The organism is Tateyamaria sp., assembly GCF_039940735.1.
Lineage (GTDB): Bacteria > Pseudomonadota > Alphaproteobacteria > Rhodobacterales > Rhodobacteraceae > Tateyamaria.
Window position 1 is genome coordinate 24969 of record NZ_JBDVGB010000014.1, and the last position, 23435, is coordinate 48403.

The 23435-nt window shown below is 56.3% G+C and carries 26 protein-coding genes; 18 read left to right on the plus strand and 8 right to left on the minus strand.

Annotated elements, in window-relative coordinates; all coding sequences use genetic code 11:
- Positions 1-28: 28 nt before the first annotated feature.
- Entirely contained in the window at positions 29-1576 is a 1548-nt protein-coding gene (locus ABJF76_RS02060; protein WP_413821470.1) for a trimethylamine methyltransferase family protein, read from the minus strand.
- Between the two features lie 194 nt (positions 1577-1770).
- Here ABJF76_RS02060 and guaA point away from each other — a divergent pair, with 194 nt between their 5' ends.
- From guaA to ABJF76_RS02105, 9 genes are all read left to right on the plus strand, one after another.
- Positions 1771-3345, plus strand: coding sequence for a glutamine-hydrolyzing GMP synthase (gene guaA / locus ABJF76_RS02065; RefSeq protein WP_413821469.1), 1575 nt, complete (start codon positions 1771-1773; stop codon positions 3343-3345).
- A gap of 90 nt (positions 3346-3435) precedes the next feature.
- Positions 3436-4305 carry a DMT family transporter gene (locus tag ABJF76_RS02070; RefSeq protein ID WP_413821468.1) on the plus strand — a complete coding sequence of 290 codons (870 nt, stop codon included), beginning with the start codon at positions 3436-3438 and terminating at the stop codon, positions 4303-4305.
- Positions 4306-4453: 148 nt separating this feature from the next.
- The gene (locus tag ABJF76_RS02075) at positions 4454-5608 is read left to right on the plus strand and encodes an OmpP1/FadL family transporter (protein WP_413821467.1); all 1155 of its coding nucleotides are present in this window, start codon (positions 4454-4456) and stop codon (positions 5606-5608) included.
- 113 nt (positions 5609-5721) lie between these two features.
- Positions 5722-6633, plus strand: a complete 912-nt coding sequence (locus tag ABJF76_RS02080) for a DMT family transporter (RefSeq protein ID WP_413821466.1) — start codon at positions 5722-5724, stop codon at positions 6631-6633.
- A 59-nt stretch (positions 6634-6692) separates the two neighbouring features.
- Positions 6693-7556: an ATPase gene (locus tag ABJF76_RS02085; RefSeq protein WP_413821465.1), complete on the plus strand. Its 864-nt coding sequence runs from the start codon at positions 6693-6695 to the stop codon at positions 7554-7556.
- An 89-nt stretch (positions 7557-7645) separates the two neighbouring features.
- Positions 7646-8593 (plus strand): homoserine O-succinyltransferase, encoded by a 948-nt coding sequence (locus ABJF76_RS02090; protein ID WP_413821464.1) that lies wholly within the window; start codon positions 7646-7648, stop codon positions 8591-8593.
- 3 nt (positions 8594-8596) lie between these two features.
- A complete protein-coding gene (locus tag ABJF76_RS02095) occupies positions 8597-9568 on the plus strand; it encodes an alpha/beta fold hydrolase (protein ID WP_413821463.1) in 972 nt (323 codons plus the stop codon).
- A 51-nt stretch (positions 9569-9619) separates the two neighbouring features.
- A complete protein-coding gene (gene ppk2 / locus ABJF76_RS02100; RefSeq protein ID WP_413821462.1) occupies positions 9620-10489 on the plus strand; it encodes a polyphosphate kinase 2 in 870 nt (289 codons plus the stop codon).
- The gene (locus ABJF76_RS02105) at positions 10482-11099 is read left to right on the plus strand and encodes a TetR/AcrR family transcriptional regulator (protein ID WP_413821461.1); all 618 of its coding nucleotides are present in this window, start codon (positions 10482-10484) and stop codon (positions 11097-11099) included. Before ppk2 ends, ABJF76_RS02105 begins: the two co-directional genes overlap by 8 nt.
- 33 nt (positions 11100-11132) lie before the next feature.
- Here ABJF76_RS02105 and ABJF76_RS02110 read toward each other — a convergent pair whose 3' ends face one another.
- The 3 genes from ABJF76_RS02110 to rplM form a co-directional block, all read right to left on the minus strand.
- Entirely contained in the window at positions 11133-11762 is a 630-nt protein-coding gene (locus ABJF76_RS02110; protein ID WP_413821460.1) for a YrbL family protein, read from the minus strand.
- Between the two features lie 116 nt (positions 11763-11878).
- Positions 11879-12367 carry a 30S ribosomal protein S9 gene (gene rpsI, locus ABJF76_RS02115; protein ID WP_413821459.1) on the minus strand — a complete coding sequence of 163 codons (489 nt, stop codon included), beginning with the start codon at positions 12365-12367 and terminating at the stop codon, positions 11879-11881.
- Between the two features lie 2 nt (positions 12368-12369).
- Entirely contained in the window at positions 12370-12831 is a 462-nt protein-coding gene (gene rplM / locus ABJF76_RS02120; RefSeq protein ID WP_413821458.1) for a 50S ribosomal protein L13, read from the minus strand.
- A gap of 228 nt (positions 12832-13059) precedes the next feature.
- On the opposite strand from rplM, the gene ABJF76_RS02125 reads away from it, so the two are divergent.
- Together ABJF76_RS02125 and ABJF76_RS02130 are read left to right on the plus strand one after the other, a co-directional pair.
- Complete coding sequence (locus ABJF76_RS02125; RefSeq protein ID WP_413821457.1) at positions 13060-13380, plus strand: hypothetical protein; 321 nt, start codon at positions 13060-13062, stop codon at positions 13378-13380.
- Positions 13377-14423, plus strand: a complete 1047-nt coding sequence (locus ABJF76_RS02130) for a hypothetical protein (protein ID WP_413821456.1) — start codon at positions 13377-13379, stop codon at positions 14421-14423. The genes ABJF76_RS02125 and ABJF76_RS02130 overlap by 4 nt, the downstream gene beginning before the upstream one ends.
- Here ABJF76_RS02130 and ABJF76_RS02135 read toward each other — a convergent pair.
- Positions 14420-15835, minus strand: coding sequence for a PLP-dependent aminotransferase family protein (locus ABJF76_RS02135; RefSeq protein WP_413821455.1), 1416 nt, complete (start codon positions 15833-15835; stop codon positions 14420-14422). The genes ABJF76_RS02130 and ABJF76_RS02135 overlap by 4 nt on opposite strands.
- Before the next feature lie 98 nt (positions 15836-15933).
- Here ABJF76_RS02135 and ABJF76_RS02140 point away from each other — a divergent pair, with 98 nt between their 5' ends.
- Positions 15934-16167 (plus strand): DUF1127 domain-containing protein, encoded by a 234-nt coding sequence (locus ABJF76_RS02140; protein ID WP_413821454.1) that lies wholly within the window; start codon positions 15934-15936, stop codon positions 16165-16167.
- A gap of 65 nt (positions 16168-16232) precedes the next feature.
- Here the strand turns inward: ABJF76_RS02140 and ABJF76_RS02145 are convergent, their stop codons facing one another.
- Positions 16233-16670 carry a PaaI family thioesterase gene (locus tag ABJF76_RS02145; RefSeq protein ID WP_413821453.1) on the minus strand — a complete coding sequence of 146 codons (438 nt, stop codon included), beginning with the start codon at positions 16668-16670 and terminating at the stop codon, positions 16233-16235.
- 57 nt (positions 16671-16727) lie between these two features.
- Here ABJF76_RS02145 and ABJF76_RS02150 point away from each other — a divergent pair, with 57 nt between their 5' ends.
- The 4 genes from ABJF76_RS02150 (at position 16728) to gluQRS (ending at position 20656) form a co-directional block, all read left to right on the plus strand.
- Positions 16728-17519, plus strand: a complete 792-nt coding sequence (locus ABJF76_RS02150; protein ID WP_413821452.1) for an enoyl-CoA hydratase — start codon at positions 16728-16730, stop codon at positions 17517-17519.
- Positions 17520-17821: 302 nt separating this feature from the next.
- Entirely contained in the window at positions 17822-19174 is a 1353-nt protein-coding gene (trmFO, locus tag ABJF76_RS02155; protein ID WP_413821451.1) for a methylenetetrahydrofolate--tRNA-(uracil(54)-C(5))-methyltransferase (FADH(2)-oxidizing) TrmFO, read from the plus strand.
- A 40-nt stretch (positions 19175-19214) separates the two neighbouring features.
- Positions 19215-19820: a class I SAM-dependent DNA methyltransferase gene (locus tag ABJF76_RS02160; RefSeq protein ID WP_413821450.1), complete on the plus strand. Its 606-nt coding sequence runs from the start codon at positions 19215-19217 to the stop codon at positions 19818-19820.
- Positions 19817-20656: a tRNA glutamyl-Q(34) synthetase GluQRS gene (gluQRS, locus tag ABJF76_RS02165; protein WP_413821449.1), complete on the plus strand. Its 840-nt coding sequence runs from the start codon at positions 19817-19819 to the stop codon at positions 20654-20656. Before ABJF76_RS02160 ends, gluQRS begins: the two co-directional genes overlap by 4 nt.
- Positions 20657-20698: 42 nt before the next feature.
- On the opposite strand, the gene hisI is transcribed toward gluQRS, so the two are convergent.
- Positions 20699-21061, minus strand: a complete 363-nt coding sequence (gene hisI, locus ABJF76_RS02170; protein WP_413821448.1) for a phosphoribosyl-AMP cyclohydrolase — start codon at positions 21059-21061, stop codon at positions 20699-20701.
- A 78-nt stretch (positions 21062-21139) separates the two neighbouring features.
- Here hisI and ABJF76_RS02175 point away from each other — a divergent pair, with 78 nt between their 5' ends.
- Together ABJF76_RS02175 and ABJF76_RS02180 are read left to right on the plus strand one after the other, a co-directional pair.
- Positions 21140-21592: an iron-sulfur cluster assembly scaffold protein gene (locus ABJF76_RS02175; protein WP_413821447.1), complete on the plus strand. Its 453-nt coding sequence runs from the start codon at positions 21140-21142 to the stop codon at positions 21590-21592.
- A gap of 73 nt (positions 21593-21665) precedes the next feature.
- Positions 21666-23060: a methyl-accepting chemotaxis protein gene (locus ABJF76_RS02180; protein ID WP_413821446.1), complete on the plus strand. Its 1395-nt coding sequence runs from the start codon at positions 21666-21668 to the stop codon at positions 23058-23060.
- A gap of 180 nt (positions 23061-23240) precedes the next feature.
- On the opposite strand, the gene ABJF76_RS02185 is transcribed toward ABJF76_RS02180, so the two are convergent.
- Positions 23241-23369, minus strand: coding sequence for a hypothetical protein (locus ABJF76_RS02185; RefSeq protein WP_413821445.1), 129 nt, complete (start codon positions 23367-23369; stop codon positions 23241-23243).
- Positions 23370-23435 lie beyond the last annotated feature (66 nt).

Sequence of the window (23435 nt, forward strand, 5' to 3'; positions counted from 1 at the left end):
GGAAAAATACAGCGCCGCCGGCGCGGCCTTACATAAAGCTGTCGGGCTCCGCTTCTTTCTTCTGCGCGACGTAGGCATCAAGCGCCTCGCGCGTGGCGGGATCCATGGCGGGTTGCTGATAATCGTTCAGCATTTTGGCCACCCGCTCGGTTGCCAGTGTTTGCGTGTCACGTGCGCCCTCGTCCGACCATGTCTCAAACGGTTTGTAATCCAACAAGTCAGATTTCCAGAACGCCGTTTTGAAATTTGCCTGCGTGTGCGCACATCCAAGGTAGTGCCCGCCGGGGCCGACTTCGCGGATCGCGCCCAGCGCTTGGGCCTCTTCATCCATCTGCACGCCTGCCGCCATATGGTGCAACGTGCCCAACTGATCTGCATCCATCACAAACTTTTCAAAACTGCTGACCAACCCGCCTTCGAGCCATCCACAGGCGTGCAGCATAAAGTTCACCCCCGACAACAGCCCCATATTCAATGAGTTCGACGTCTCATACGCCGCCTGCGCATCGGGTAATTTTGAACCACTAAACCCGCCTGCTGACCGGAATGGCAAACCAAGGCGCCGTGCCAATTGCCCAGCGCCATAGGTGATCTGCGATGCTTCGGGCGTGCCAAATGTAGGTGCACCCGAGTTCATATCGATCGAGGTCACGAATGCACCCATGATCACCGGTGCGCCGGCGCGACACAATTGCGAATATGCAATCCCTGCCAGCACTTCGGCCATCACTTGGGTCAGCGTGCCCGCCACCGACACAGGCGCCATCGCTCCGCCGACGATAAAGGGCGAAATGATGCAGGCCTGACCCGCTTGCGCATAGACTTCAAGCGCGCCCATCATCACATCGTCAAAGGTCATGGGCGAGTTGATGTTGATCAGCGACGTCATTACTGTATTTTCAGCAACAAAGTCCTTACCAAACAGCACTTCGGACATCTCAACGGAGTCGCGCGCGCGCGATGGTTCGGTCACCGACCCCATGTAAGGCTTGTCACTGAGCGTCATATGCGCATGCAACATATCCAGATGGCGTTTGTTCACGGCCACATCTGTGGGTTCGCAAACCGTGCCACCGGAATGGTGCAACCACTTGGACATATAGCCAAGCTTCACGAACTTGCGGAAATCCTCCATCGTGGCATAGCGCCGCCCCCCTTCTGCATCGCGCACAAAAGGCGGACCATAGACCGGTGCCAATACAAGGTTCCTGCCCCCCACGACCACATTGCGATCAGGGTTGCGGGCATGTTGCGTATACGTGGACGGGGCAGTGGCACAAAGCTGACGCGCCAGCCCGCGCGGAATACGCACACGTTCACCATCAATATCGGCCCCCGCATCCGCCCAGCGCTTTAGCGCCGCCGGGTTGTCAGGAAAATTAACGCCGATCTCTTCTAGAATCACCTCGGCATTGTGCTCGATCACCTCAAGGGCTTCTTCGCTTAGCACTTCGTAGTTGGGAATGTTGCGTTCGATATAACGCGCCGTTTCAAAGGACACGGCAGAGAGCGCGGCGCGACGTGCAGCACCACCCCCACCACGAGTCCGTCTGCTGGGTGCTGTTGCGTCGGCCATGCGTGATCCCCTTGAACACATTTGATCTGTGGACAGTGTCCTAGCCTATCCCGCCCGCACAGGTACGCAGGAAGCGCCACAAGAGAGAAAAAAGCGACATTGCCCGGCCTCAGGCTTAAAAAACCCTTTGGGTTTGTGGTCTGGCCGCTGTCGGGTCCTTGCCAGCATCGCAGACCGCGCATATTGCACATGACATGACAGATCAGATTCACGACCGCCTCCTCATCATAGACTTCGGCAGCCAGGTTACGCAGCTTATCGCGCGCCGCCTTCGCGAGTTGAACGTTTATTGCGAAATTCACCCCTATCAGAATGTCACGATGGACTTCGTGCGCGATATGGCACCGCGCGCGATCATCCTGTCGGGTGGCCCTGACAGCGTGACCCGCGAAGGTTCGCCCCGCGCGCCGGACGAAATCTTTGACATGGGTCTGCCGATCCTTGGCATCTGCTATGGCCAACAGCTGATGATGGAACAGCTTGGCGGCGAAGTACGTGGCGGCAAAATCTCGGGTGGCGGCGGCACTGCCGAATTTGGGCGCGCTTTTGTCACGCCCTCTAGCGACCTTGATCTGCTCAACGGCTGGTTCGAAACCGGCCAAGAACAAGTCTGGATGAGCCACGGCGATCACGTCTCGCGTCTTGCACCGGGGTTTGAGGTCTACGGCACCTCCCCCAATGCGCCTTATGCCATCACGGCTGATGCAAATCGCCACTTCTATGCGGTTCAGTTCCACCCCGAGGTGCACCACACGCCGCGCGGGGCGAAACTGTACGAGAACTTTGTGCGTATCGCCGGGTTTAAAGGCGATTGGACCATGGGGGCCTACCGCGAAGAGGCCATTCAGAAAATCCGCGCCCAAGTTGGCGACAAGAATGTGATCTGTGCGCTGTCTGGTGGGGTCGACAGCTCTGTCGCGGCCGCACTGTTGCACGAAGCGGTGGGTGATCAGCTTACCTGCGTCTTTGTGGATCATGGCCTGTTGCGCAAAGACGAAGCGGCCGAAGTCGTCGCCATGTTCCGCGACAACATGAACCTGACAGTCATCCACGCAGATGAAGCAGATCTGTTCCTTGGCGAACTTGATGGCCAATCGGACCCCGAAACCAAGCGCAAGATTATCGGACGTTTGTTTATTGACGTGTTCCAAAAATACGCCGATCAGATTGATGGCGCTGAATTTCTGGCCCAAGGCACGCTGTACCCTGACGTGATCGAATCCGTGTCCTTTAGCGGCGGGCCATCCGTTACCATCAAAAGCCACCACAACGTGGGCGGCTTGCCCGAAAAGATGGGCCTGAAACTGGTCGAACCGCTGCGCGAGCTGTTCAAAGACGAAGTGCGTGCATTGGGGCACGAGCTGGGCTTGCCTGCATCCTTCATTGGGCGACACCCCTTCCCCGGTCCCGGCCTTGCGATCCGCTGTCCCGGAGAAATCACGATCCCTAAGCTGGATATCCTACGGGAAGCGGATGCGATCTATATCGACCAAATCCGCAAACATGGGCTTTATGACGAGATTTGGCAGGCCTTTGTCGCGATCTTGCCTGTACGCACAGTCGGTGTGATGGGCGATGGGCGCACCTATGATTATGCCTGCGCATTGCGGGCCGTTACTTCGGTCGATGGAATGACCGCGGATTATTATCCGTTCACGCATGAATTCCTTGGCGAAACCGCGACGCGGATCATCAACGAAGTTCCGGGCATCAATCGGGTGACCTACGACATTACGTCTAAACCTCCCGGCACCATCGAATGGGAATGACCCTGCCGGCATCGCGCGCGTTTTCTGACGCAGAAAACGGATCGGAATTTGATACAAATTCCGCACCCTCCTCGGCGAGCGCGCGTTAAGATGAACCCGGTGTTGCGCGCTGCTCTTTGGATGTCCGGCTCCATTGCGTCGTTCTCTCTTATGGCGGTGGCCGGGCGCGAAGTATCAAGCAGTCTCGATACGTTCGAGATCATGATGTATCGCAGCGTCGTCGGCGTCATCATTGTCTGTATACTTGCCGCAGCAACCGGTGCTTGGCGAGGTATCAAGACCGACCGCCTTGGCGTACACCTGATACGCAACTCGGCCCACTTCACAGGGCAAAACCTGTGGTTTTACGCGGTCACGGTCATTCCACTGGCGCAGGTCTTTGCTCTCGAATTCACCTCGCCCATTTGGGTGATCGTGCTTAGCCCGTTTATTCTGGGCGAACGGCTGACACCTGTACGCGCGTTGGCGGCCCTTATGGGGTTTGCCGGAATCCTAATTGTTGCGCGCCCCGACATGCAAAGCCTCAACCCCGGCCTGCTCACTGCCGCCTCCTCCGCGATCTTCTTTGCTATTACCATTATGCTGACCAAACGGTTAACCAGAAATGAAAGCATCACGTCCATTCTGTTCTGGCTCACATTGATGCAACTGGTCATGGGCGTTGCTTTGGCGGGATGGGACGGCAATATCACTTGGCCAGATGCGCAAACCGGCTCTTGGGTCTTTCTGATCGGCTGTGCGGGGCTGCTGGCGCATTACTGTCTCACCAATGCCCTTGCCATTGCGCCCGCAACAGTCGTGGTCCCGATTGACTTCATCCGACTGCCGACAATCGCTGTTATTGGCATGCTCGCCTACGGAGAAGCTATTGATATCTGGGTTTTTATCGGTGCGATGGTGATCTTTGCGGGTAACTATCTTAACATCTGGGTCGAAACGAAGCGCCCAAAGACGCTGTGACTGCAAAGGCACAGTTTTAGGGTGCAAGGGGCGATGCCGAAAAAGTGCCCTAGGGTCATTATTGACGCAGGCACCTTGAAAATTGCTTATTGGCGCCCAAAGCGCAGACACTCCGCTCAAATTCTGCGCCATTTTGGGAGGAATGAATATGAAAACGCGTCTTATCACGGTCGCCGCACTGCTATCGTCAACCGTCTCGGCTGGGGCTGTCAGTCTTGACCGCTCAGGCCAAAGCATTACTCCGCTTTTTCTGGACGGAAACCAAGTTCAACTTTCGTTTGGCTTCACGGACCCCTCGATCGATGGTCAAAACCAAGCCGCTCTTGGCGGCGCGCCTATCGCAAATGTCGCAGAGAGTTTTGTGACCGCTGGTTTGGCCATAAAATATCAATTCAATGAAAAATTGTCGTTTGCCTTTATTGTCGACGAGCCATACGGCTCAGACACTTTCTATGTTGAAAGCCCCGTCTTCTCGACTTTGGGCGGCACTGGGGCAACTGTCGATAGCACCGCCTATACGGCATTGGGGCGTTACAAGTTTAATGACGCTTGGTCGGTGCACGGCGGTATTCGCTATCAAGAAATCTCCGCGAGCGTCACACTAGGTGGTCTTGCCTTCAATACACCAGGCACCTTCACACCTGGCACAGCGACAGGTGTGAACGGATATAGCGGCAACTTCGGCTCTGACGGTGCGTTTGGCTATGTCATTGGCGGCGCATACGAAAAGCCCGATATCGCGCTTCGCGTGGCACTGACGTACAATTCGGGCACCACACATGATTTGCCAACCGTTGAGTCTCTCCCCTTCGGACAGATTTCCGCGCCAGGTGCAACAACCGAAGTCGAAACGCCAGAATCAATCAACCTCGACTTCCAGACCGGGATTGCGCCAAATACGTTGCTATTTGGGAACGTGCGCTATGCTCGCTATAGTGATACGGATGTACAACCAGCAGGCTTCTTTGGTGCAACGGGTAGCTCATTGACAGACCTAGAAGACGGCTTTGACTTTTCGATCGGTATTGGCCGCCGCTTTAACGAAAAGTGGTCTGGTTCGATCTCCGCTGGCTTCTCGACAGAAGGCGACGATGATCTGATATCACCGTTAGCGCCGACCAACGGTTCGCAATTCATCGCGATCGGCGGAAAATACGATGTCAACGAAAGCTTCGCGATTGCTGGTGGTGTACGTTACACATTCCTCGGTGACGCGATCGCTGCACCCGGCGACAATCCGGTTGCAGACTTTGAAAGCAACGACGCGGTTTCGGTTGGTCTGCGGTTTGAGTACGCATTCTGAATGAAAGCATAGCTTTTTAAGCTCTATTAACCCTGCCCCTTCATCCGGGCGGGGTTTTTCTTTGCGCAGGTTCCGGGTGGCGTTAAGGCACACGCGCTGCCATTGATCCTTTCATGACTGTTCAAAAGACCATGACAGGCCGAGCCTGGGCCGAGATGATCCTGCTGGCTTGCATCTGGGGTGGCTCTTTCCTCGCCATCCGCATTGCGCTGGACGAAGTATCGCCGCTGACGTCAGTGGCGCATCGCACAGGCTGGGCTATGCTGGTGCTTTGGGGCGTGGTGGCGTTGATGCGCTTACCTATTCCCCGCGCGCCTCGCATCTGGATCGGTTTCCTTGGCATGGGGCTGCTTAACAACGTGATCCCCTTTGGCCTTATGGCATGGGGCCAGCTTTACATCGAAACCGGACTGACCTCGATCCTGAATGCCTCAACTGCGATTTTTGGCGTGATCGCCGCCGCCATTTTCCTCGCGGATGAACGCATAACACACCGAAAAGCCGTTGGCGTCACCTTGGGCTTTTTCGGGGTCGCGACAGCCATCGGGCTAGAAAATTTCACCAGCTTCGATCTGCGCAACCTCGCGCAATTGGCCGTGATCGCAGGGACCGTGTCTTATGCGTTAGCAGGTGTCTGGGCCCGTCACTTTTTGGGCGATCTACCCCCACAAGTCGCAGCTGCAGGCATGCTTACGGGGGCGACGTTGGTGACAGTCCCGCTCGCATGGATGATCGAAGGCCCAATCAGCCTTGATTTGCAGCCCACCACAATGGCGGCCATCGCCTATTATGCCATCATCGCCTCTGCCGGTGCTTATCTGCTGTATTACCGCGTGCTTGCCATGGCCGGTTCGGGCAATCTGATGCTGGTCACACTTTTGGTAGCCCCCATCGCCATTACCCTTGGCGCAATTGTGCGCGGCGAAACCCTAAGCCCCAATGCCTTTGTTGGCTTTGCGCTTCTGGCCCTTGGGCTTATCATTCTGGACGGGCGCGCGTGGGCATGGATAAAGCGCATACGTTGACCGGGCCGCCGCCCCCGGCTAGGACAACGTCGCGACTGCAAAATCAAGGGACTAAGGCCATGTTATACCGCGACGCAGACGATTGGCGCGCCTCATCGCAAAAGCGGGTGCTGGTCTATGGCATGTCAGGCCTTGGCAAAACGCACATGTCAGGCACTGTGCGCGCATCAGGGCATTGGTTCCATTACTCCATCGATTACCGGATCGGCACGCGCTATATGGGCGAACTGATCGCGGACAACGCCAAAGCCGAGGCAATGAAGGTCCCGTTCCTGCGTGACCTGCTGCTCAGTGACAGCATCTATATCGGATCAAACATCACCTTTGATAACCTTACACCTGTGTCGACCTATCTGGGCAAGCCGGGCGACGAAGCACACGGCGGGCTGGCGATCCAAGAATATCGCCGCCGCCAAGAACAATTTCGCCAATCCGAACTGGCCGCGCTCAACGACACACACCACTTCGCGCAGCGCGCACAGGCGCTTTATGGCTACCCGCATTTCATCTGCGATACGGGCGGATCGATTTGCGAATGGGTGGACCCAAACGATGACAACGACCCACTGATGACCGCGCTGAGTGCCACGTGCCTGCCCCTGTGGATCAAAGGCGACGCCGCTCATACCCAAGCCCTGATTGCGCGCTTTGACAAAGCGCCCAAACCAATGGCCTATCAGCCCGAATTCCTTCTGAACTGCTGGCAAGAATACCTTAGCGAAACAAACACACCCGCGGACAAAGTAAACCCAGACGCCTTTGTGCGCTGGACGTATGCGCGCGCGCTTGCGCACCGCCAACCACGTTATGAAGCCATGGCGCGCTGGGGCGTGACAGTCACAGCCGACGAAGTTGCCTCGCTCAAAGGTGAAGCAGATTTCATCGATCTTGTGGCCATAGCCCTTGAGCGGCGCACAGCCTAAGACTATCTCCACCACCCTACGGCTTCATTGTTCCAAAAATATGCCAAACCCAAACCCCGCCACACGCGCCTAGGTCCAGAAAGCAAGACATGCCCCTCAAACTGCCCCGCACCCTGCCCGCTTACTCCGTTCTCGAACGCGAGGGTGTTATGGTGATGGACGAAGAGTTGGCAGCAAATCAGGACATCCGGCCCCTTAAAATCGGGCTGCTCAACCTGATGCCCAAGAAAATCCAGACCGAAACGCAGTTCGCACGGCTCATCGGCGCGACACCGCTGCAAATCGAACTGACATTGATCCGTATGTCCGATCACGAGGCCAAGAACACCTCGGCCGACCATATGGACAGCTTTTATCGCCCCTTCAGCGAAGTCCGCGACGAAAAATTCGACGGGCTGATTATCACTGGCGCTCCGATCGAACATCTTGCCTTTGAAGATGTCAGTTATTGGAACGAACTGCACGACATCATGGATTGGACGCAAACGAACGTGCATTCGACCTTTGGTGTGTGCTGGGGTGGTATGGCGATGCTGCACCACTTCCACAAAGTGCCCAAACACCTGCTGGATCACAAACTGTTCGGCGCTTATCGGCACGTGAACCAAGCGCCTGCCTCACCTTACTTGCGTGGGTTTTCCGATGAATGTGTCATTCCCGTCAGCCGCTGGACCGAAGTGCGCAAAGCCGAGGTCGAAGCCGCAGGCCTGCCTATTTTACTTGGTTCAGACGCAACCGGGCCGTGCCTGATCGAAGACCCAGAGCACCGCGCGCTTTATATCCTGAACCACTTTGAATACGACAGTGACACGCTGAAACAGGAATACGACCGAGATCTGGACAACGTGCAGGTCGAAGGTGCAGAAATCTCCCTGCCCGTCGGCTATTTCCCCGAAGACGACCCCACCAAACGCCCCGCCAACCGCTGGCGCAGCCACGCGCATCTACTTTATGGCAACTGGTTGTCCGAGATCTATCTGACCACCCCGTACGACATGAACCGCATTGGGCAGGATCGCACCGATCTGCGAGGGTAAAAGATGAAAACGACCTTGATTGTGTTGCTGGGCCTTGGCTTGCTGGTTTTTGGCTTTGTGCAAATGTTTGCGCTGAAACGCGACCGGGTTGCCGCACGCAACTTTCCCCCAATGGGACAATTGATCGACGTGGACGGTGTCACAGTTCACGCCGTGCAGATGGGGCAAGGCCCCGACCTTGTGCTGTTGCACGGCGCATCTGGCAGCACGCGTGACTTTACCTTGGCCTTTGCCGATCTGGTCAAAGATCGCTACCGCGTTACGGTGCTGGATCGTCCCGGTTTGGGCTGGTCTGGCCTGACGGACCCAAGCCATGCGCGTGCTTGGTCTACAGGCCACGCCACACCGCGAGAACAGGCCCGTGTCTTGCACGACGCAACGCAAAAGCTGGGCGTTACAAAACCCATCGTGCTTGGGCATTCGTTCGGCGGTATTGTCGCCTTTGCGTGGGCGCTGGAATTTGACGATCTGGCGGGCGTGGTGTCTGTCGCCGGGGTCGCAATGCCGTGGCCCGACGGTTTGGGTTGGACCTACCGCCTGAACGGGTCAGCTTTGGGCGGCGGGCTAGCCGTACCGGTGTTTTCGGCCTTTCTGCCAAAGTCATACGTCGACAGCTCTTTGGATGCGATCTTTGCACCGCAAAAGCCACCGGCCGGTTACCTAGCGCATGTGGGGGCCGCCATGTCACTGCGCCGGCAGTCCATGCGTGCCAATGCTCGCCAAGTGAACTTTTTACGTCCGCAAGTTGTTGAAATGTCATCCCATTATGGCGAAATCAACGTGCCTGTTGAAATGGTGCACGGCGACGCTGACACCATCGTCCCAGTTTCGATCCATGCCGCGCGCATTCCCGACTACATCAAAGGCGCAAACCTGACCGTCCTGCCCGGCGTCGGCCACATGCCGCAACACGCCGACCCTCAGGCTGTGATTGACGCAATTGATCGTGTGGCGTCGCGTAGCGGTTTGCGTTAACGCCCCGCCTACCCCATATTACATGTTAAGAGCAGTAACTTGGACGACGCCATGAGCCTTCCGTTTGACGGTGCAATCACCGGTTTCTTTGAAACGCATGCCCCTGATGCGGTGCGCGAGACAATTCGCAATGCGGACAAGAAGAAGATTCTAGCCCCCACCTATCCCCATGCGGAACGGATGAAAAGCAAAGTCTATGAGCCCCAAATGGAGGCTTTGCAGATCGAGTTGGTCAAGATGCAATCGTGGGCCAACGACACAGGCGCACGCATCGCTTGCGTCTTTGAAGGGCGTGACGCGGCAGGCAAAGGTGGCACTATCCAACGGTTCACCGAAAACCTGAACCCACGCAGCGCGCGCGTTGTGGCCCTGTCTAAACCGACCGAAACGGAATCCTCTGAATGGTATTTCCAACGGTACATCAGACACTTACCTTCGGGTGGAGATTTGGCCCTATTTGATCGCAGTTGGTACAATCGCGGCGTTGTCGAACATGTGTTTGGCTTTTGCACCCCTGCACAGCGCGCGCATTTCTTTGACCAAGTAAACCCGTTCGAACAGATGCTGATCAATGACGGCATCTATGTTTTCAAGTTCTGGCTGAACGTATGCCGCGCCGAACAATTGCAACGCTTTTTGGCCCGCGAGCGTGATCCGTTAAAGCAGTGGAAGCTTAGCAATATCGACGTCAAAGGCCTGCAAAAATGGGACGCCTACACCGATGCAATTCGCGAAACGTTAACCCTAACCCATTCGCAACACGCCCCATGGACCATCGTGCGGTCCGATGACAAACGTCGTGCACGCCTGAATGCAATCCGCACTGTGTTGCATGGGCTGGACTACACAAACAAAGACCCGCAAGCCATTGGTGCGATTGATAAAGACATTTGCGGCGGGCCGGATATTTGGGATGCCTAAACGCGGATACCACCACGGCAACCTGCGCCAAGCCTTGATCGAAGCCGCCCTCAAGCTGATCGAGGACAAAGGCCCCACCGGCTTTACCTTGTCTGAGGCCGCCAAACAGGCCGGCGTAACCCCCGCTGCCGTCTACCGCCATTACGAGGGGCGCGTGGATTTGATCGCGGAATGCGCGCGCCAAGGGTATGGTATCTTTGCTGACCTGATGGAGCACGCCTATCAATCAGGCCAACCATCGGCTTTGGCGGCGTTTGAAGCAACCGGGCGCGCCTATCTGGCGTTCGCCCGCCGTTTCCCGGGCCATTACATCGCGATGTTTGAAAGCGGTATTTCCATCAACCGCACGCCAGAATTGGCAGATGTGGCAGGCCGCGCCAATGCGGTGTTGGAAAAGGCGGCAGGTGATTTGTCCCAACACATTCCCGAAGATAAACGCCCGCCTGCGTCGATGTTTTCCGCCCACATTTGGGCCATGAGCCACGGCGTGGTTGAATTGTTCGCGCGAAATTCTCCCGGTCGCGCGTCGCCCTTCCCACCCGAAGATTTACTGGAAACCGGCATTGGAATTTATCTGCGCGGGCTGGGATTGATCAAGCCGGATGGGTAACGCGTTACTTTGATATCATGGGATGTGACGATATCATGGAATGTGACTGCGCACCAAATCCAGCATGGCATCCTTTTGCTTTTCCAGATTGCGCCGCCGCAACCGTTCCGACAACCATTGTGTCTTGATCAAAACCAACTCACCCAAGCCATCGATCAAGTAAAATCGTTCCCCTCCACCTTGGACGACAATGTTCCCCGAATTGATTCCCGGGGCGATGCAGCCTTGATCGATCAAAAGGTCAAAAAACGCGCCAAGCTTTACGGCAAACTCCTCAGTCGCTGAACCCGCTTTGCACATCGCGCCGACGGTTGGGGCAAGCGATCCGTCATGGTCTGCAATTTTTTCGTAAAGTGCGCCGGGTCCAAGGGTCGTTCCACATATCCCCATCGGGCGGGACAAGAACGTGGGAATCGTCTTATTGCGCCACAACAGTGCGGTGTATTCATCCTGTTCGCGTTGCATGGTGCGCAAATTGCCATAACGCATCAAAGCGGGGCGTTTTAATCCCCAGCTCTTGAGCTTGCGTTCATCTCTGCTGTTGGGTTTGGGCAACTTTATTAGCAGATGATCCTGAGTGGGATGTTGATAAACCAATCGGTTTTCACCCTGCGCGATCAAGTTCGTCCGATCCAGTTTAACTGTATCTTTCCAAGACATCATACCGTCTCCGTGCTGGGCCATTTTGTACAACAATGAAAAATATTGCCATGCCTATCAGACAAAAGAAAAAGGCCGCCCAAACGCAGACGGCCTTTTCCAATGTACTGAGGTAAAGTTTAGCGTTTAGAGAACTGGAAGCTCTTACGCGCTTTGGCCTTACCGTATTTCTTACGTTCCACAACGCGGCTGTCGCGTGTGAGGAAACCAGCCGCCTTCAGCGCGCCGCGCAAGGAGGGATCATAAAGCTGCAACGCTTTGGACACGCCGTGCTTAACCGCACCCGCTTGACCAGACAAACCGCCGCCTTTGACCGTGGCAACCACGTCGAACTGACCCTCAACACCAGCGACCGAAAACGGTTGCGCTAGGATCATTTGCAGCACGGGGCGTGCAAAATAGGTATTCATCTCTTTGCCGTTGACAGTGACCTTGCCCGAACCGGGTTTGATCCAGACACGGGCAACCGCGTCCTTACGTTTGCCTGTGGCATAAGAGCGGCCAAATTCGTCGCGCACTGGGTCGCGTTGAACCATTTCAACAGCTGCGGGGGCTGCATCGCCTGCAACAGCTTGCAGGTCTTCGAGTGTGTTGATTTCGTCTGACATACTCATGCGCTCCGCGTGTTTTTCTTGTTCATGGATGCAACATCCAGAACTTCGGGGCTTTGGGCCTCGTGGGGGTGATCGCTGCCTGCATAGACGCGCAGGTTGGTCATGATCTGGCGGCTCAGCTTGTTGCCGGGCAGCATGCGCTTGACCGCAAGGGTCACAACACGTTCAGGGTGCGCGCCTTCAAGGATCTGTTCCTTGGTGCGGCTTTTGATCCCACCGGGGTGGCCTGTGTGCCAGTAGTGGTGTTCCTGACGCTTGTTGCCGGTCAGCTGGATCTTTTCAGCGTTGATGATGATGACATTGTCACCACAATCCATGTGCGGCGTGAACGACGGCTTATGCTTGCCACGCAGGCGCGTGGCGACGAAAGCGGCAAGACGGCCCAACACGATGCCTTCGGCGTCGATGATGATCCATTTCTTGTCGATGTCCGCAGGTGTCGCGGTATAGGTTTTCATGTGTCGCATCCCTTAGGGGGCTCGAATTTCGGATTTGCAGGGTATACGGGGGGTGCGTGGCTGCGTCAACGGTCACTCAGCACTATAAATCGTTGCGAAACAACGTCTTACAATTATGGTATTATATTACCCCACAAACATGCAGCACTTATCGCCTTGCATCCCCCTGCCCAGCCGTTTCACATACGAACACAGATCGATTGAAGTCAAACGCGCGTCGAACTCACCATGACCTTGTCCCTTTTTGCCCCCTTTCTTGCAGCGCTTGCTTTGGCGGGCGTGTCGACCCTTGTGGGCATGTCTTCCGTCAAAAAGCTAATCACGGTCTATGAGGCCAAACATGAGCTCAAACAGGGGTCGGCCGGGTGGATACGCAGCATTGCAGGTTGGTCGATGATTGCCTTTTGGCTGATGACCACGTGGTTTTTGGCAACCATCATTGGGGATTGGGGCGTCACAGGTGACTTAGACGGAGCGATCAACCGATCATGGCTGCGCCTGCGGGTGCTTTTGGAAATCGCCTCGGCACTCGCGAGTTCAGACAATTGAGCGATGTAAGCGCCATCCAAACCGAACTGCAATGCATGGATTGCGCCGGGCAGTGCTTGTATGATCCAGCACAGCAGGCGCTGGTCTGCTTAAGTTGCGGCAATGCGCGCCGTCTTGAAGAAGAAGATGACGCACGCGCTTGGGTGGAATTCCCGTTCGACCCCATGGCCCCAGCAGTCGAAAACCCCATCACCTTCCGCGGACACGTGCAATCCTGCGAAACCTGCGGCGGCACAGTGACCTTTGTGGCAGGCTCGCTTAGCTCGGCCTGTGCCTATTGCGATGGGCCTGTTGTGTTGCAACGCGCGGACCGCGCATTTGCCCCGATGGCATTAATTCCATTCGAAGTGCCGGAACAAAACGCGCAGGATTTTGCGCTGCACTGGGTCAAGAAACGCATCGCGGCCCCGAATGACTTGCAGGATCACGTGGCAAAGGGGCGCGTTGTCGGCATCTATGTCCCCTTCTGGACCTTTGATAGCGAAGAGGCCGTGGATTATTGGGCCATGTACACCGTGCGGCGCAACAAGCAGACCATAACAAAAAAGATCAAAGGCAGCATGCGCACCAGCTTTGACGACTTGCTGGTGCCTGCCTCGCCACATGTGACGCCGTTGATCCGCGACGGTATTTTGCATGACTTTGACCCAACGCGCCTGCGCCCCTACCGTGCGGGCTATGTGGCTGGGATGGCGGCCGAACAGCACCACCAAACTGTCGCCGAAGGGTTGGCCGCCAACGCGCGCGACAAGGCGTTGTTGATGCGTAACCGTATCAAACGTCACATCAACAGAAGTGGCGTGCACAATATCAACTACAACACCGACACCACCGGCATTCACTTTCGCCGCATTCTGTTGCCGGTTTGGATTTTGCATTACCAGTACAACGGCAAACCGATGAAAGTCGTCGTCTGTGGCATGCGCGGGCGCACCTACGGCGAACGCCCGTTTTCGATGTGGAAACTAGCAGGTTATTCCGCACTGTTGTCGGCCATCGCCGTGGGGATTGGGCTGGCGTGGGGCGCGGCTGGAATACTTTAAACGCCAATCGATTCTGGTGGATTGTCCAATAACGTACGTAGTCGCATAATCGCGGCCTCAAAATCATCTAATCCAACGCCAGCATTGACGGCAAAGCGCACCGAATGGGGGGCGCGCGCCTCGCGGCAGGCATATTCTTCGGCGGCACGGATACGCACACCTTGCGCCTCGGCCGCTTGCACAAAGGCCCCTGCACGCCAGCCCTCAGGCAGACGCAGCCACAAAAACGGCACATCTGCGCGCCACACAAGGTCGTAACTGCCCAAGACATTGACGGCCCGGTGCACATAGACACCGATTTCGCGACGGGCGCGCTCCATTATGCTGGACAATTCGGGGTGCACCAACAGCTTGGCCGCTAAATCCGTTATCGGTGTCGCCAGGCCAAAGAACGAATACTCTGCCGTGCGTCGCAGCACCGATGTGCGCCCCTTTGGCGTGACCACGATCCCCAAACGCAACGCAGGCGTCACAGATTTTGAGATCGACGAAATGTACCAACTGCGTTCGGGGGCGAGCATGCGATAGCTGGGGGCTTGGGCCGCCCCAAGGCGATAACAATCATCCTCAAGAATTTGTAAATCGTGGCGACGGATCACATCGACAAGATCGGCGCGCCGCTGTTCGGGGGTAAACCCCAAAGTTGGGTTATGCACCTCGGGTGATGTGCAAAAGATCTGTGCATCATGGGTTTTGATCGCCGTTTCAAGCGCTTCGGGGATGACGCCGTCAGCATCCATGGCCACAGGGATCACATCTGCGCGCAACAATTCAGCGGCGCGGCGAAAGCCGGGATAGGCCAGTTCTTCGACCAGAACAGCAGGTCGACGTCCCCGCAACAGCGCCTGTAAGACCAGCAAAATCGCGTTTTGCCCCCCATGCGTTAGTTGTATGTCATCCGCGTCAAACGACCCCAAAGGCGCCCCGGCCAGCCATGCCTTTGCGGCCTCACGCGCCGGGCGGGCACCTGCGCGTGTTGGATAGTGCATCATGCCCGAGGGCGGATCAGCCGCCACTTCGCCCAGTAGATTGCGGATCAGCGCGGCCTGCCCAACGTGGGGCAAGTGCGGAGAGAACAGGTTCACTTGGTCGCTTTGCCGCTCACTGTTGTGGGGCGTGGAATCCACTTCGATGGGCAGTTCGGCCAACAACGGCGTTTTGGCGTCAGGCTTGGCGACAAAGGTGCCCCGCCCCACTTCGGCAATCAACGTGCCATCATCCGTCAACATCGTATAAGCACGCGCCACAGTGCCCGGCGTGATCCCCAACTTCCACGCCAGATCCCGCACGGGGGGCAGTTTTTCGCCGGGCGGCAATGTGCCCTTTGCGATTTGATCACGGATCACCAGCATAACAGCTTTGTACTTAGGCCCAGATGTGTCGAGAACGTCAGGCTGCCAAATTGTATCCATTACAATGTTTCCGTTGATGTTGGGTGTATCAGTATTGTACCTCTATGTACATGGCAACTTCGCCATATTGTGTCAATACAATTTATTAGGAGATTCCCATGACACGTGTACAATCGACCCCCGCCCAACACCTCGCGTACCTGTCGGCACAGTCCGTCATGCCAGCGGCTTCGGTGATTGCGTTGCGCGTCGCAGTCACGATGTCAAAATGGGCCACGCGCCGCCGTACGCGGCATGCGCTTGCGCAACTCAGCGATGCTCAGTTGCGCGATGTGGGACTGACACCGCCGGAAGCTTTTCGCGAGTCCCGGCGTGTGTTCTGGCAGGCGTGACATCCCCGTGACGTCTAACCAGACCTCTTCCACTTGCGGCCGAGCTTGTCTCGGCCGTCTTTTCGTTACGTATTTAAATCAACACCTTGCGGCGGAATAGCGTAAGTTAGGCTGGCACGCGCCACAGGGCGTTTATCGCCTTCGGAATAGATCAGCACATCTGACACTGACAATTGCTTGCCCAACTTTAACAGCCGCCCCTTACCGATCAGATCAACACCCGATACCGGCTTGCGCATAAAATCTATTGAACAGTTTGTGGTCACAGCCAACGCGCGCGGCCCAATGTGGGCCAACGTCACCATATAAGCCGTCACATCCGCTAACGCGAACATCGCGGGGCCGGATACTGTGCCGCCGGGGCGCAAATGGCGATCCTGTACCAATAAACGCAGGGTGACACCGGCATCATCCACATGCTCCACATGAAAGTCGCCTGCCACTTCCAAAAAGGCACGCCCCAAAAAGGCGTTCATCTCGGCGGCATCCATCACTAAGCCCATACTTTTCCTCGCTCGCTTTGTCCCCTAGGGTTCACTGCAAATGGCGCGGAGAGCAAGATGGCAATTCTAGAACGCAACGGTACGGGCGCTGTCGCGCATCTGCGCATGAACGCGCCGGATCGCCTAAATGCCCTAAGCGACGAGATGATCGCCGCCCTACACGGTGCACTGAATGAGATTGCAAATGATCGCACAATCCGCGCCGTGATCCTTTCAGGTGCGGGCAAAGCATTTTGCGCAGGCCATGATTTGAAACAGATGACTGCCGCACGTCAGAGCCCAGATGACGGGGCCGCCGCATTCAAAGACCTGTTTGATCGTTGTGCTGCCATGATGGCGCGCATTCAGTCCCTGCCCCAACCCGTGATTGCCCAAGTGCATGGCATTGCGACAGCGGCGGGTTGCCAACTGGTGGCCACTTGCGATCTGGCTGTTGCGGCCCACGGCACGCGCTTTGGCGTGAACGGCGTTAATATCGGCCTGTTCTGTTCCACCCCTATGGTCGCCCTGTCGCGCAATATCCCGCGCAAACAGGCGTTTGAAATGCTGACAACCGGCGAGTTTATCGAGGCCGCGCGCGCCGCCGAGCTGGGCTTGATCAATCGCGCCGTCGATCATGACGCCCTTGAGTCCGAGACCAAAGCCCTTGCAACCCAGATCGCCGCCAAGCTGGGATCAGCCGTAAAAGTGGGAAAAGAAGCGTTTTATGCCCAACTTCAGATGCCGATCACGGACGCCTATACCTATACCGGGCAGGTCATGGTCGACAATATGGCCCACCCAGATACCAAAGAAGGCATAAATGCCTTTATCGAAAAGCGCCCTCCGGACTGGCCGCAAGACACTTAAGTAACTGTTAATAAATACAATTTTCCATTGTTTCCAAAACGTGTGCCTACTATTTCCGAAAAACCACTAGTAATTCAGGCGCAAATGGGGCACAAATAAGACACGGCCTGAGGGTCGGATACGATTTTGGGTCGCCGACTGGCGGAAGGTCCCTCCAGGTCAGCCTCTCACTGACCGACCATCCCCGCAGCGGCGACCCCAAAAATCACCCCCACATAGTTGGACATGCACATAGCAACGAACCGTACGTTCGTCAGCGTGACGCAGTTGCGCGCGCGCGCGCCTTGCCCTACATCCGCGCCATGACACACACACTCAATATCGTCGGCGGCGGCATGGCCGGATCAGAAGCAGCATGGCAAGCGGCAAATATGGGCATCAACGTGGTGATCCACGAAATGCGCCCATCGGTCGAAACCTTTGCACACCAGACGGGATTGCTGGGTGAAATGGTGTGTTCCAATTCTTTTCGAAGCGACGACAGTGAACAAAACGCCGTTGGCCTGTTGCATTGGGAAATGCGTGAAGCCAACGGGTTGATCATGCAAACTGCCGACAAGCATCGCCTGCCTGCAGGTGGCGCGCTGGCTGTCGATCGTGATCCCTTTGCGCAATCTGTGACTGACGCATTGCTGGCGCACCCCAACATCAGCGTCAAATACCGCGAAATCACCACCCTGCCCGAGGATGGCCATTGGATCATTGCCACCGGGCCGCTGACCTCTTCGACCTTAGGCCAAGCGATTGCCGCCGAGACCGGCGCCGAGGCACTGGCCTTTTTTGATGCCATCGCGCCGATCATCTATTTTGACAGCATCGATATGGAAAAGGCGTGGATGCAATCGCGCTACGACAAAGGCGAGACCGAGGAAGAGCGCACCGCTTACCTCAATTGCCCCATGGACAAAGACCAATACGAGGCCTTCATCGACGCACTATTGGCCGCCGAAAAGACCGAATTTCACGAAGGTGAAACGGCAGGCTATTTTGACGGCTGCCTGCCCATCGAAGTGATGGCCGAACGTGGGCGCGAAACTTTGCGTTTTGGTCCGATGAAGCCCGTGGGCCTGACCAATCCGCACCAGCCAGATGTCAAAGCCTATGCCGTGGTGCAACTGCGACGCGACAACAAGTTGGGCACGCTTTACAATATCGTCGGCTTTCAAACCAAGATGAAGTACGGCGCGCAAGCAGATGTTTTTAAAACGATTCCCGGCCTTGAAAATGCGCGCTTTGCCCGACTTGGCGGCATCCACCGCAACACATTCCTGAATGCGCCGACGCTGTTGACGGGTGATATGCGCCTGCGTTCGCGCCCCAATGTCCGTTTTGCAGGGCAGATTACGGGCGTCGAAGGATATGTGGAATCCGCCGCTATGGGCTTGCTCGCCGGTCGTTTGGCCGCCAGTGAACTCTTGGGGCAAACCCTTGAAACACCGCCCAACACCACCGCCATGGGCGCCCTTATCACCCACATCACGGGCGGAGCTGACGCCAAGACGTTTCAACCCATGAACGTTAATTTTGGCCTGTTCCCCCCAGTCGAAGGGCTGAAAGGTGGGCGGCGCGGACGCAAAGACCGCTACAAAGCCTATACAGATCGCGCAAAAGTGGATTGGGCCGCGTGGCTTGCCCCCCAACCTGCCACGACCTAAAAACTGGACTGCGCGCCCTTTACGCCGCTAAACTGCCTGCATGACAAGGTTTCTAAACAAAGCATATACCGTGCGCGATGCATCCCAAACGCGCGCGCTTTATGACGACTGGGCCGCCTCTTACGAGGCTGAATTGGGCGAAAACGGCTATGTCACACCGGGGCGTTGCGCCGAGGCCCTGAAAAACGTCACGCAAGACTTATCCCAACCGCTTTTGGATTTCGGGTGTGGCACTGGGCTGTCGGGCCTTGCGTTGCAGCAGGCTGGGTTCACCGTCATCGACGGTCTGGACCTGTCGGCCAAGATGCTGGCCGGTGCGCGCGACAAAGGCGTTTACCGTCATCTGGATCAGATCGAAGGCGGCGCAGACCTGCCCCGCAACGATTACGCCCTTTGCGCCGCTATGGGGGTTATCGGCTCAGGTGCTGCCCCGATATCTGTATTGCACCAGTTGATGCGTTCTTTGCCCAATGGCGGAAAACTGGTATTTTCTTTCAACGATCACACCTTGGAAGATCCGCTTTTTGAGGCTGGTATTTCAGAGTGGACGGATTGCGGTGCTGCCCGGCTTTTGTTCAAGGAAAGCGGCGACCACATCCCCGGAATTCAGTTAAATTCCACCGTATATGTGCTTGAAAAAACGTGACATTCACCACGAGATTTGCACCGTCCCCAACAGGGCCATTACATTTGGGGCACGCCTATTCCGCATTGTGCGCCTATGAAATGGCGCATGCTGCAAATGGCGCGTTTCTGCTGCGCATAGAAGACACAGACACCAGCCGCGCCCGTCCCGCTTGGGAGGCACAGATTTACGATGACCTCGCGTGGTTGGGCTTGTCGTGGCCAATGCCCGTGCTGCGTCAATCGGATCATCTAGAGCGCTATAATAACGACCTGATGGCATTGGCGGATCGCGGGTTCATTTACCCTTGCAGCTGTAGTCGTAGTGATATCCGTGCCACCCTGTCCGCCCCGCAAGAAGGCGTCAGCGCGCCCGCCGTTTATCCCGGGACCTGTCGCAGTCGGCCCATGTCTTCGCGACAAGCCGGCGACGCGCTGCGCCTTGATATGGCGCGCGCCTTGGATGCGCTGCATGCAGACATTGCTTTTACCGAAACGGGGTCTGAACACGCCGGAACACACAACATCGACGCCGCAACGCTGCTGGCCCAGACCGGTGACGCAGTTTTGGGGCGCAAAGAGATCGAAACCGTATCCTATGCTTTGGCCGCCGTTATTGACGACGCGGCACAACATATCACCCATGTTGTGCGTGGTGCCGACCTGTTCGACACCACCCCTTTGCAAGTCGTCCTGCAAGGTCTGCTGAAATTTCCGACACCGACCTATCACCACCACAAATTGATCCGGGACGAAGCCGGAAAGCGGCTGGCCAAACGTGACGACGCACGCGCCATTGCCACTTACCGCGCCGAGGGCGTCACTTTGACAGATCTACGTCAGCGTATTGAAATTTAACGCATTTAGATCCAAGTAAGCCCAGCTGTTGCGCTGAACGCCCTATTCCGGCTCCATCAATATAACTTCGACGCCATCCTGCACTTCGGTGTAAAAACACGTGCGCCGCCCTGTGTGGCATGCAGGGCCTTTTTGGCGCACCTGCATCAGCAAACAGTCACGATCGCAATCCACCCGTAAAGAAACCAGTTCTTGTACGTTGCCGGAGGTCTCTCCTTTGATCCAAAACGCACTGCGCGAACGCGACCAATAGGTCACCCGCCCCGTTTCAAGGGTCTGGCGAACGGCCTCTGCATTCATCCACGCCATCATCAGCACTTCGCCGCTATGAACGTCTTGCGCAATGGCAGGCACAAGCCCCGCATCGTTGTAACGCAAAGTTGCAGCATCAAATTGTACAGTCATGGCGAAAACCTTTTTGCATCTGTGGCGTGCGGGCTTATGTAGAACAGCAACAGCAATGACACCAGAGCCGGAGGGGCCATGCCCGCCGATACAGATCTGATAAAACTATATTCCACGCGCATTCTCGCGCTGGCCGCAGACATGCCGCACACCGAACGGCTTATGGACCCGGATGCAACGATTAAAAAACGCTCGCCACTTTGTGGATCGACCGTGACTGTGGACCTGCGCGTGGCCGATGGGCGCATTGCCGAGTTTGGGCAAGACGTCAAAGCATGCGCATTGGGTCAGGCGGCAGCGGCTGTCACTGGAAATGCAGCGCTAGGGCGGTCTTTGGATGAACTGCGCGCCGCACGTGACGACCTACGCGCGATGTTAACCGAGCAAGGACCAGTGCCCGGCGCGCCCTTTAACGGCTTTGACGTGCTTGAACCCGCCCGCGAATTTAAAAACCGCCATGCTTCGATCTTACTGGCGATTGAGGCCACAACCGAAGCAATGGAACACGCTTTGCAATCGGATTGCGCGTGACCCTCGCGCGTTAGGATTTTTTGAAGGTTTCGATTCTAAAACGTCTACATCTTTAGACATCGAAAGCTGGCAAATGAACGCGCAACCGGACTTCCCCGAGATGAAAGAGCTGAACGCGCTGGCGCGCGCCGCTTCCGATTTGGGTTATGAGATCGTTGATATTGCCGGATTTCTTGATCTTGTTGAGGTGCAAGCCCGTGAACAACGCGTGGCCCTTAGTGGCGTAGAAGATGGGTCGCGCGACATTGAAGCCGCCAGTACCGCGGTGCAAGGTGCCACACGTGATCTAAGTGCCAGCGTCGAGCGCACGGCACAGGATGTCGACACATCTGCAACCCTCGTGCGCGCATTAGGCGAAGAATCCAACAAAATAGCGACATGGGTACAGTACGTTTCGACACGCAACACTGAAATCAGCGATACATTAAAAGCCGTCAAAAATAACAACACTCAGATCGCGTCCATTTCGATGCAAGTCAACACACTCGCCATCAATGCCAAAATCGAAGCCGCGCGCGCTGGCGACGCGGGGCGCGGCTTTGCAGTGGTCGCTGATGCCATCAACGAATTGTCGAAAAAGACAAAAGACGCCGCCAGACAAATCTCATCCAATATCGAAACACTGACGGGCTGGATCGCCACATTGGGCACAGAAGCCGATGATGTCGCGCAAACCGCCACAAGCCTCATGGAACAAAGTGCCAAGACCGACGATGCCCTATCCCGGATGGAGCAGTCAGTGGGCGACACCAAGCTGCAAGCCGAACGGATCAACAGCAACGGTGTCAAAGTTCGCACCGCAATCGAGGCATTTACCCCCAGCATGCATGGCATGGGGCAAAGCATAGCCACCACGACAGATGGCATCGAAAAAGCGCACAAAAGAATCGGGCGCTTGATCGATACTTCTGAAACTATCGTGGGAACCAGTGCAGCACTTGGTGGCATGACAGAAGACGCGCCCTTTATTGACTATACCCGCGCGCGGGCGGCCGCCATTAGCAAAGCGTTTGAACAAGCCGTATCCGATGGGCAGATAAGCATGCCCGACCTATTTGACCGCAACTATGTACCTATTCCGGGCACTGCGCCGCAGCAGTTACGTACCGCCTACACGGACCTATTGGATCGCATCCTCCCTGCTATTCAGGAACCAGCACTCGCCCTCAACGACAGGGTGGTGTTCTGCGCTGCGGTCGATGTGAACGGTTATCTTCCGACACATAACAAGAATTTTTCACACCCTCAGAGCGCGGACGAAGTTTGGAACACGGCCAATTGCCGCAATCGGCGAATATTTGACGACCGTGTTGGGTTGAAAGCCGGGCGCAGCCCTGCACCGTTTCTGCTGCAAGTGTATCGACGCGATATGGGGGGTGGTGAATTCAAAATGATGAAGGATTTATCGGCCCCCATTATGGTGAAGGGACGGCACTGGGGCGGTCTGCGCCTTGCCTTCAGTTTTTAGGTTTTTACAAAAAAAGCGCCGCACATCCAAAAGGATGGCGGCGCAAGGAAAGCGTGTCTTGCAGGGGACAGATCCGAAACCCCGAGGCAAACAGGGCCGCATCAGCTAGGCAAAGCCAGATGCGTAAACGCCAATTGGGACGGGCGCTGGGATGGATCAAAGCAAGATCGCAGGCAGAACTCAGATCAGGGCCGGCAGGTACAAGCCAACGATCATCATCACTATCAAAGCAGCGGCCCCCATAAGGTCATGAAGCAATGTGGCTTCAGCGCGGGCTGCGGCATCTTTCAGAGTGCGGAGCGTTGTCATATCGGTGCCTTTCGTTCCTGAGTTGCCACTTTGTTCTCATATTCTTAATGCTACGTAAAGAACTTT

Coding starts and splice junctions, on each gene's coding strand:
- ABJF76_RS02185 (WP_413821445.1), bottom strand. CDS start 23,369: ATGACAACGCTCCGCACTCTGAAAGATGCCGCAGCCCGCGCTGAAGCC.
- ABJF76_RS02135 (WP_413821455.1), bottom strand. CDS start 15,835: ATGGATACAATTTGGCAGCCTGACGTTCTCGACACATCTGGGCCTAAG.
- ABJF76_RS02110 (WP_413821460.1), bottom strand. CDS start 11,762: ATGATGTCTTGGAAAGATACAGTTAAACTGGATCGGACGAACTTGATC.
- ABJF76_RS02145 (WP_413821453.1), bottom strand. CDS start 16,670: ATGGGCTTAGTGATGGATGCCGCCGAGATGAACGCCTTTTTGGGGCGT.
- ABJF76_RS02070 (WP_413821468.1), top strand. CDS start 3,436: ATGAACCCGGTGTTGCGCGCTGCTCTTTGGATGTCCGGCTCCATTGCG.
- ABJF76_RS02060 (WP_413821470.1), bottom strand. CDS start 1,576: ATGGCCGACGCAACAGCACCCAGCAGACGGACTCGTGGTGGGGGTGGT.
- ABJF76_RS02150 (WP_413821452.1), top strand. CDS start 16,728: ATGGCAATTCTAGAACGCAACGGTACGGGCGCTGTCGCGCATCTGCGC.
- trmFO (WP_413821451.1), top strand. CDS start 17,822: ATGACACACACACTCAATATCGTCGGCGGCGGCATGGCCGGATCAGAA.
- ABJF76_RS02140 (WP_413821454.1), top strand. CDS start 15,934: ATGACACGTGTACAATCGACCCCCGCCCAACACCTCGCGTACCTGTCG.
- ABJF76_RS02175 (WP_413821447.1), top strand. CDS start 21,140: ATGCCCGCCGATACAGATCTGATAAAACTATATTCCACGCGCATTCTC.
- ABJF76_RS02090 (WP_413821464.1), top strand. CDS start 7,646: ATGCCCCTCAAACTGCCCCGCACCCTGCCCGCTTACTCCGTTCTCGAA.
- guaA (WP_413821469.1), top strand. CDS start 1,771: ATGACAGATCAGATTCACGACCGCCTCCTCATCATAGACTTCGGCAGC.
- ABJF76_RS02160 (WP_413821450.1), top strand. CDS start 19,215: ATGACAAGGTTTCTAAACAAAGCATATACCGTGCGCGATGCATCCCAA.
- ABJF76_RS02075 (WP_413821467.1), top strand. CDS start 4,454: ATGAAAACGCGTCTTATCACGGTCGCCGCACTGCTATCGTCAACCGTC.
- ABJF76_RS02080 (WP_413821466.1), top strand. CDS start 5,722: ATGACTGTTCAAAAGACCATGACAGGCCGAGCCTGGGCCGAGATGATC.
- ABJF76_RS02105 (WP_413821461.1), top strand. CDS start 10,482: ATGCCTAAACGCGGATACCACCACGGCAACCTGCGCCAAGCCTTGATC.
- ABJF76_RS02095 (WP_413821463.1), top strand. CDS start 8,597: ATGAAAACGACCTTGATTGTGTTGCTGGGCCTTGGCTTGCTGGTTTTT.
- ppk2 (WP_413821462.1), top strand. CDS start 9,620: ATGAGCCTTCCGTTTGACGGTGCAATCACCGGTTTCTTTGAAACGCAT.
- hisI (WP_413821448.1), bottom strand. CDS start 21,061: ATGACTGTACAATTTGATGCTGCAACTTTGCGTTACAACGATGCGGGG.
- ABJF76_RS02085 (WP_413821465.1), top strand. CDS start 6,693: ATGTTATACCGCGACGCAGACGATTGGCGCGCCTCATCGCAAAAGCGG.
- rplM (WP_413821458.1), bottom strand. CDS start 12,831: ATGAAAACCTATACCGCGACACCTGCGGACATCGACAAGAAATGGATC.
- ABJF76_RS02125 (WP_413821457.1), top strand. CDS start 13,060: ATGACCTTGTCCCTTTTTGCCCCCTTTCTTGCAGCGCTTGCTTTGGCG.
- rpsI (WP_413821459.1), bottom strand. CDS start 12,367: ATGTCAGACGAAATCAACACACTCGAAGACCTGCAAGCTGTTGCAGGC.
- ABJF76_RS02180 (WP_413821446.1), top strand. CDS start 21,666: ATGAACGCGCAACCGGACTTCCCCGAGATGAAAGAGCTGAACGCGCTG.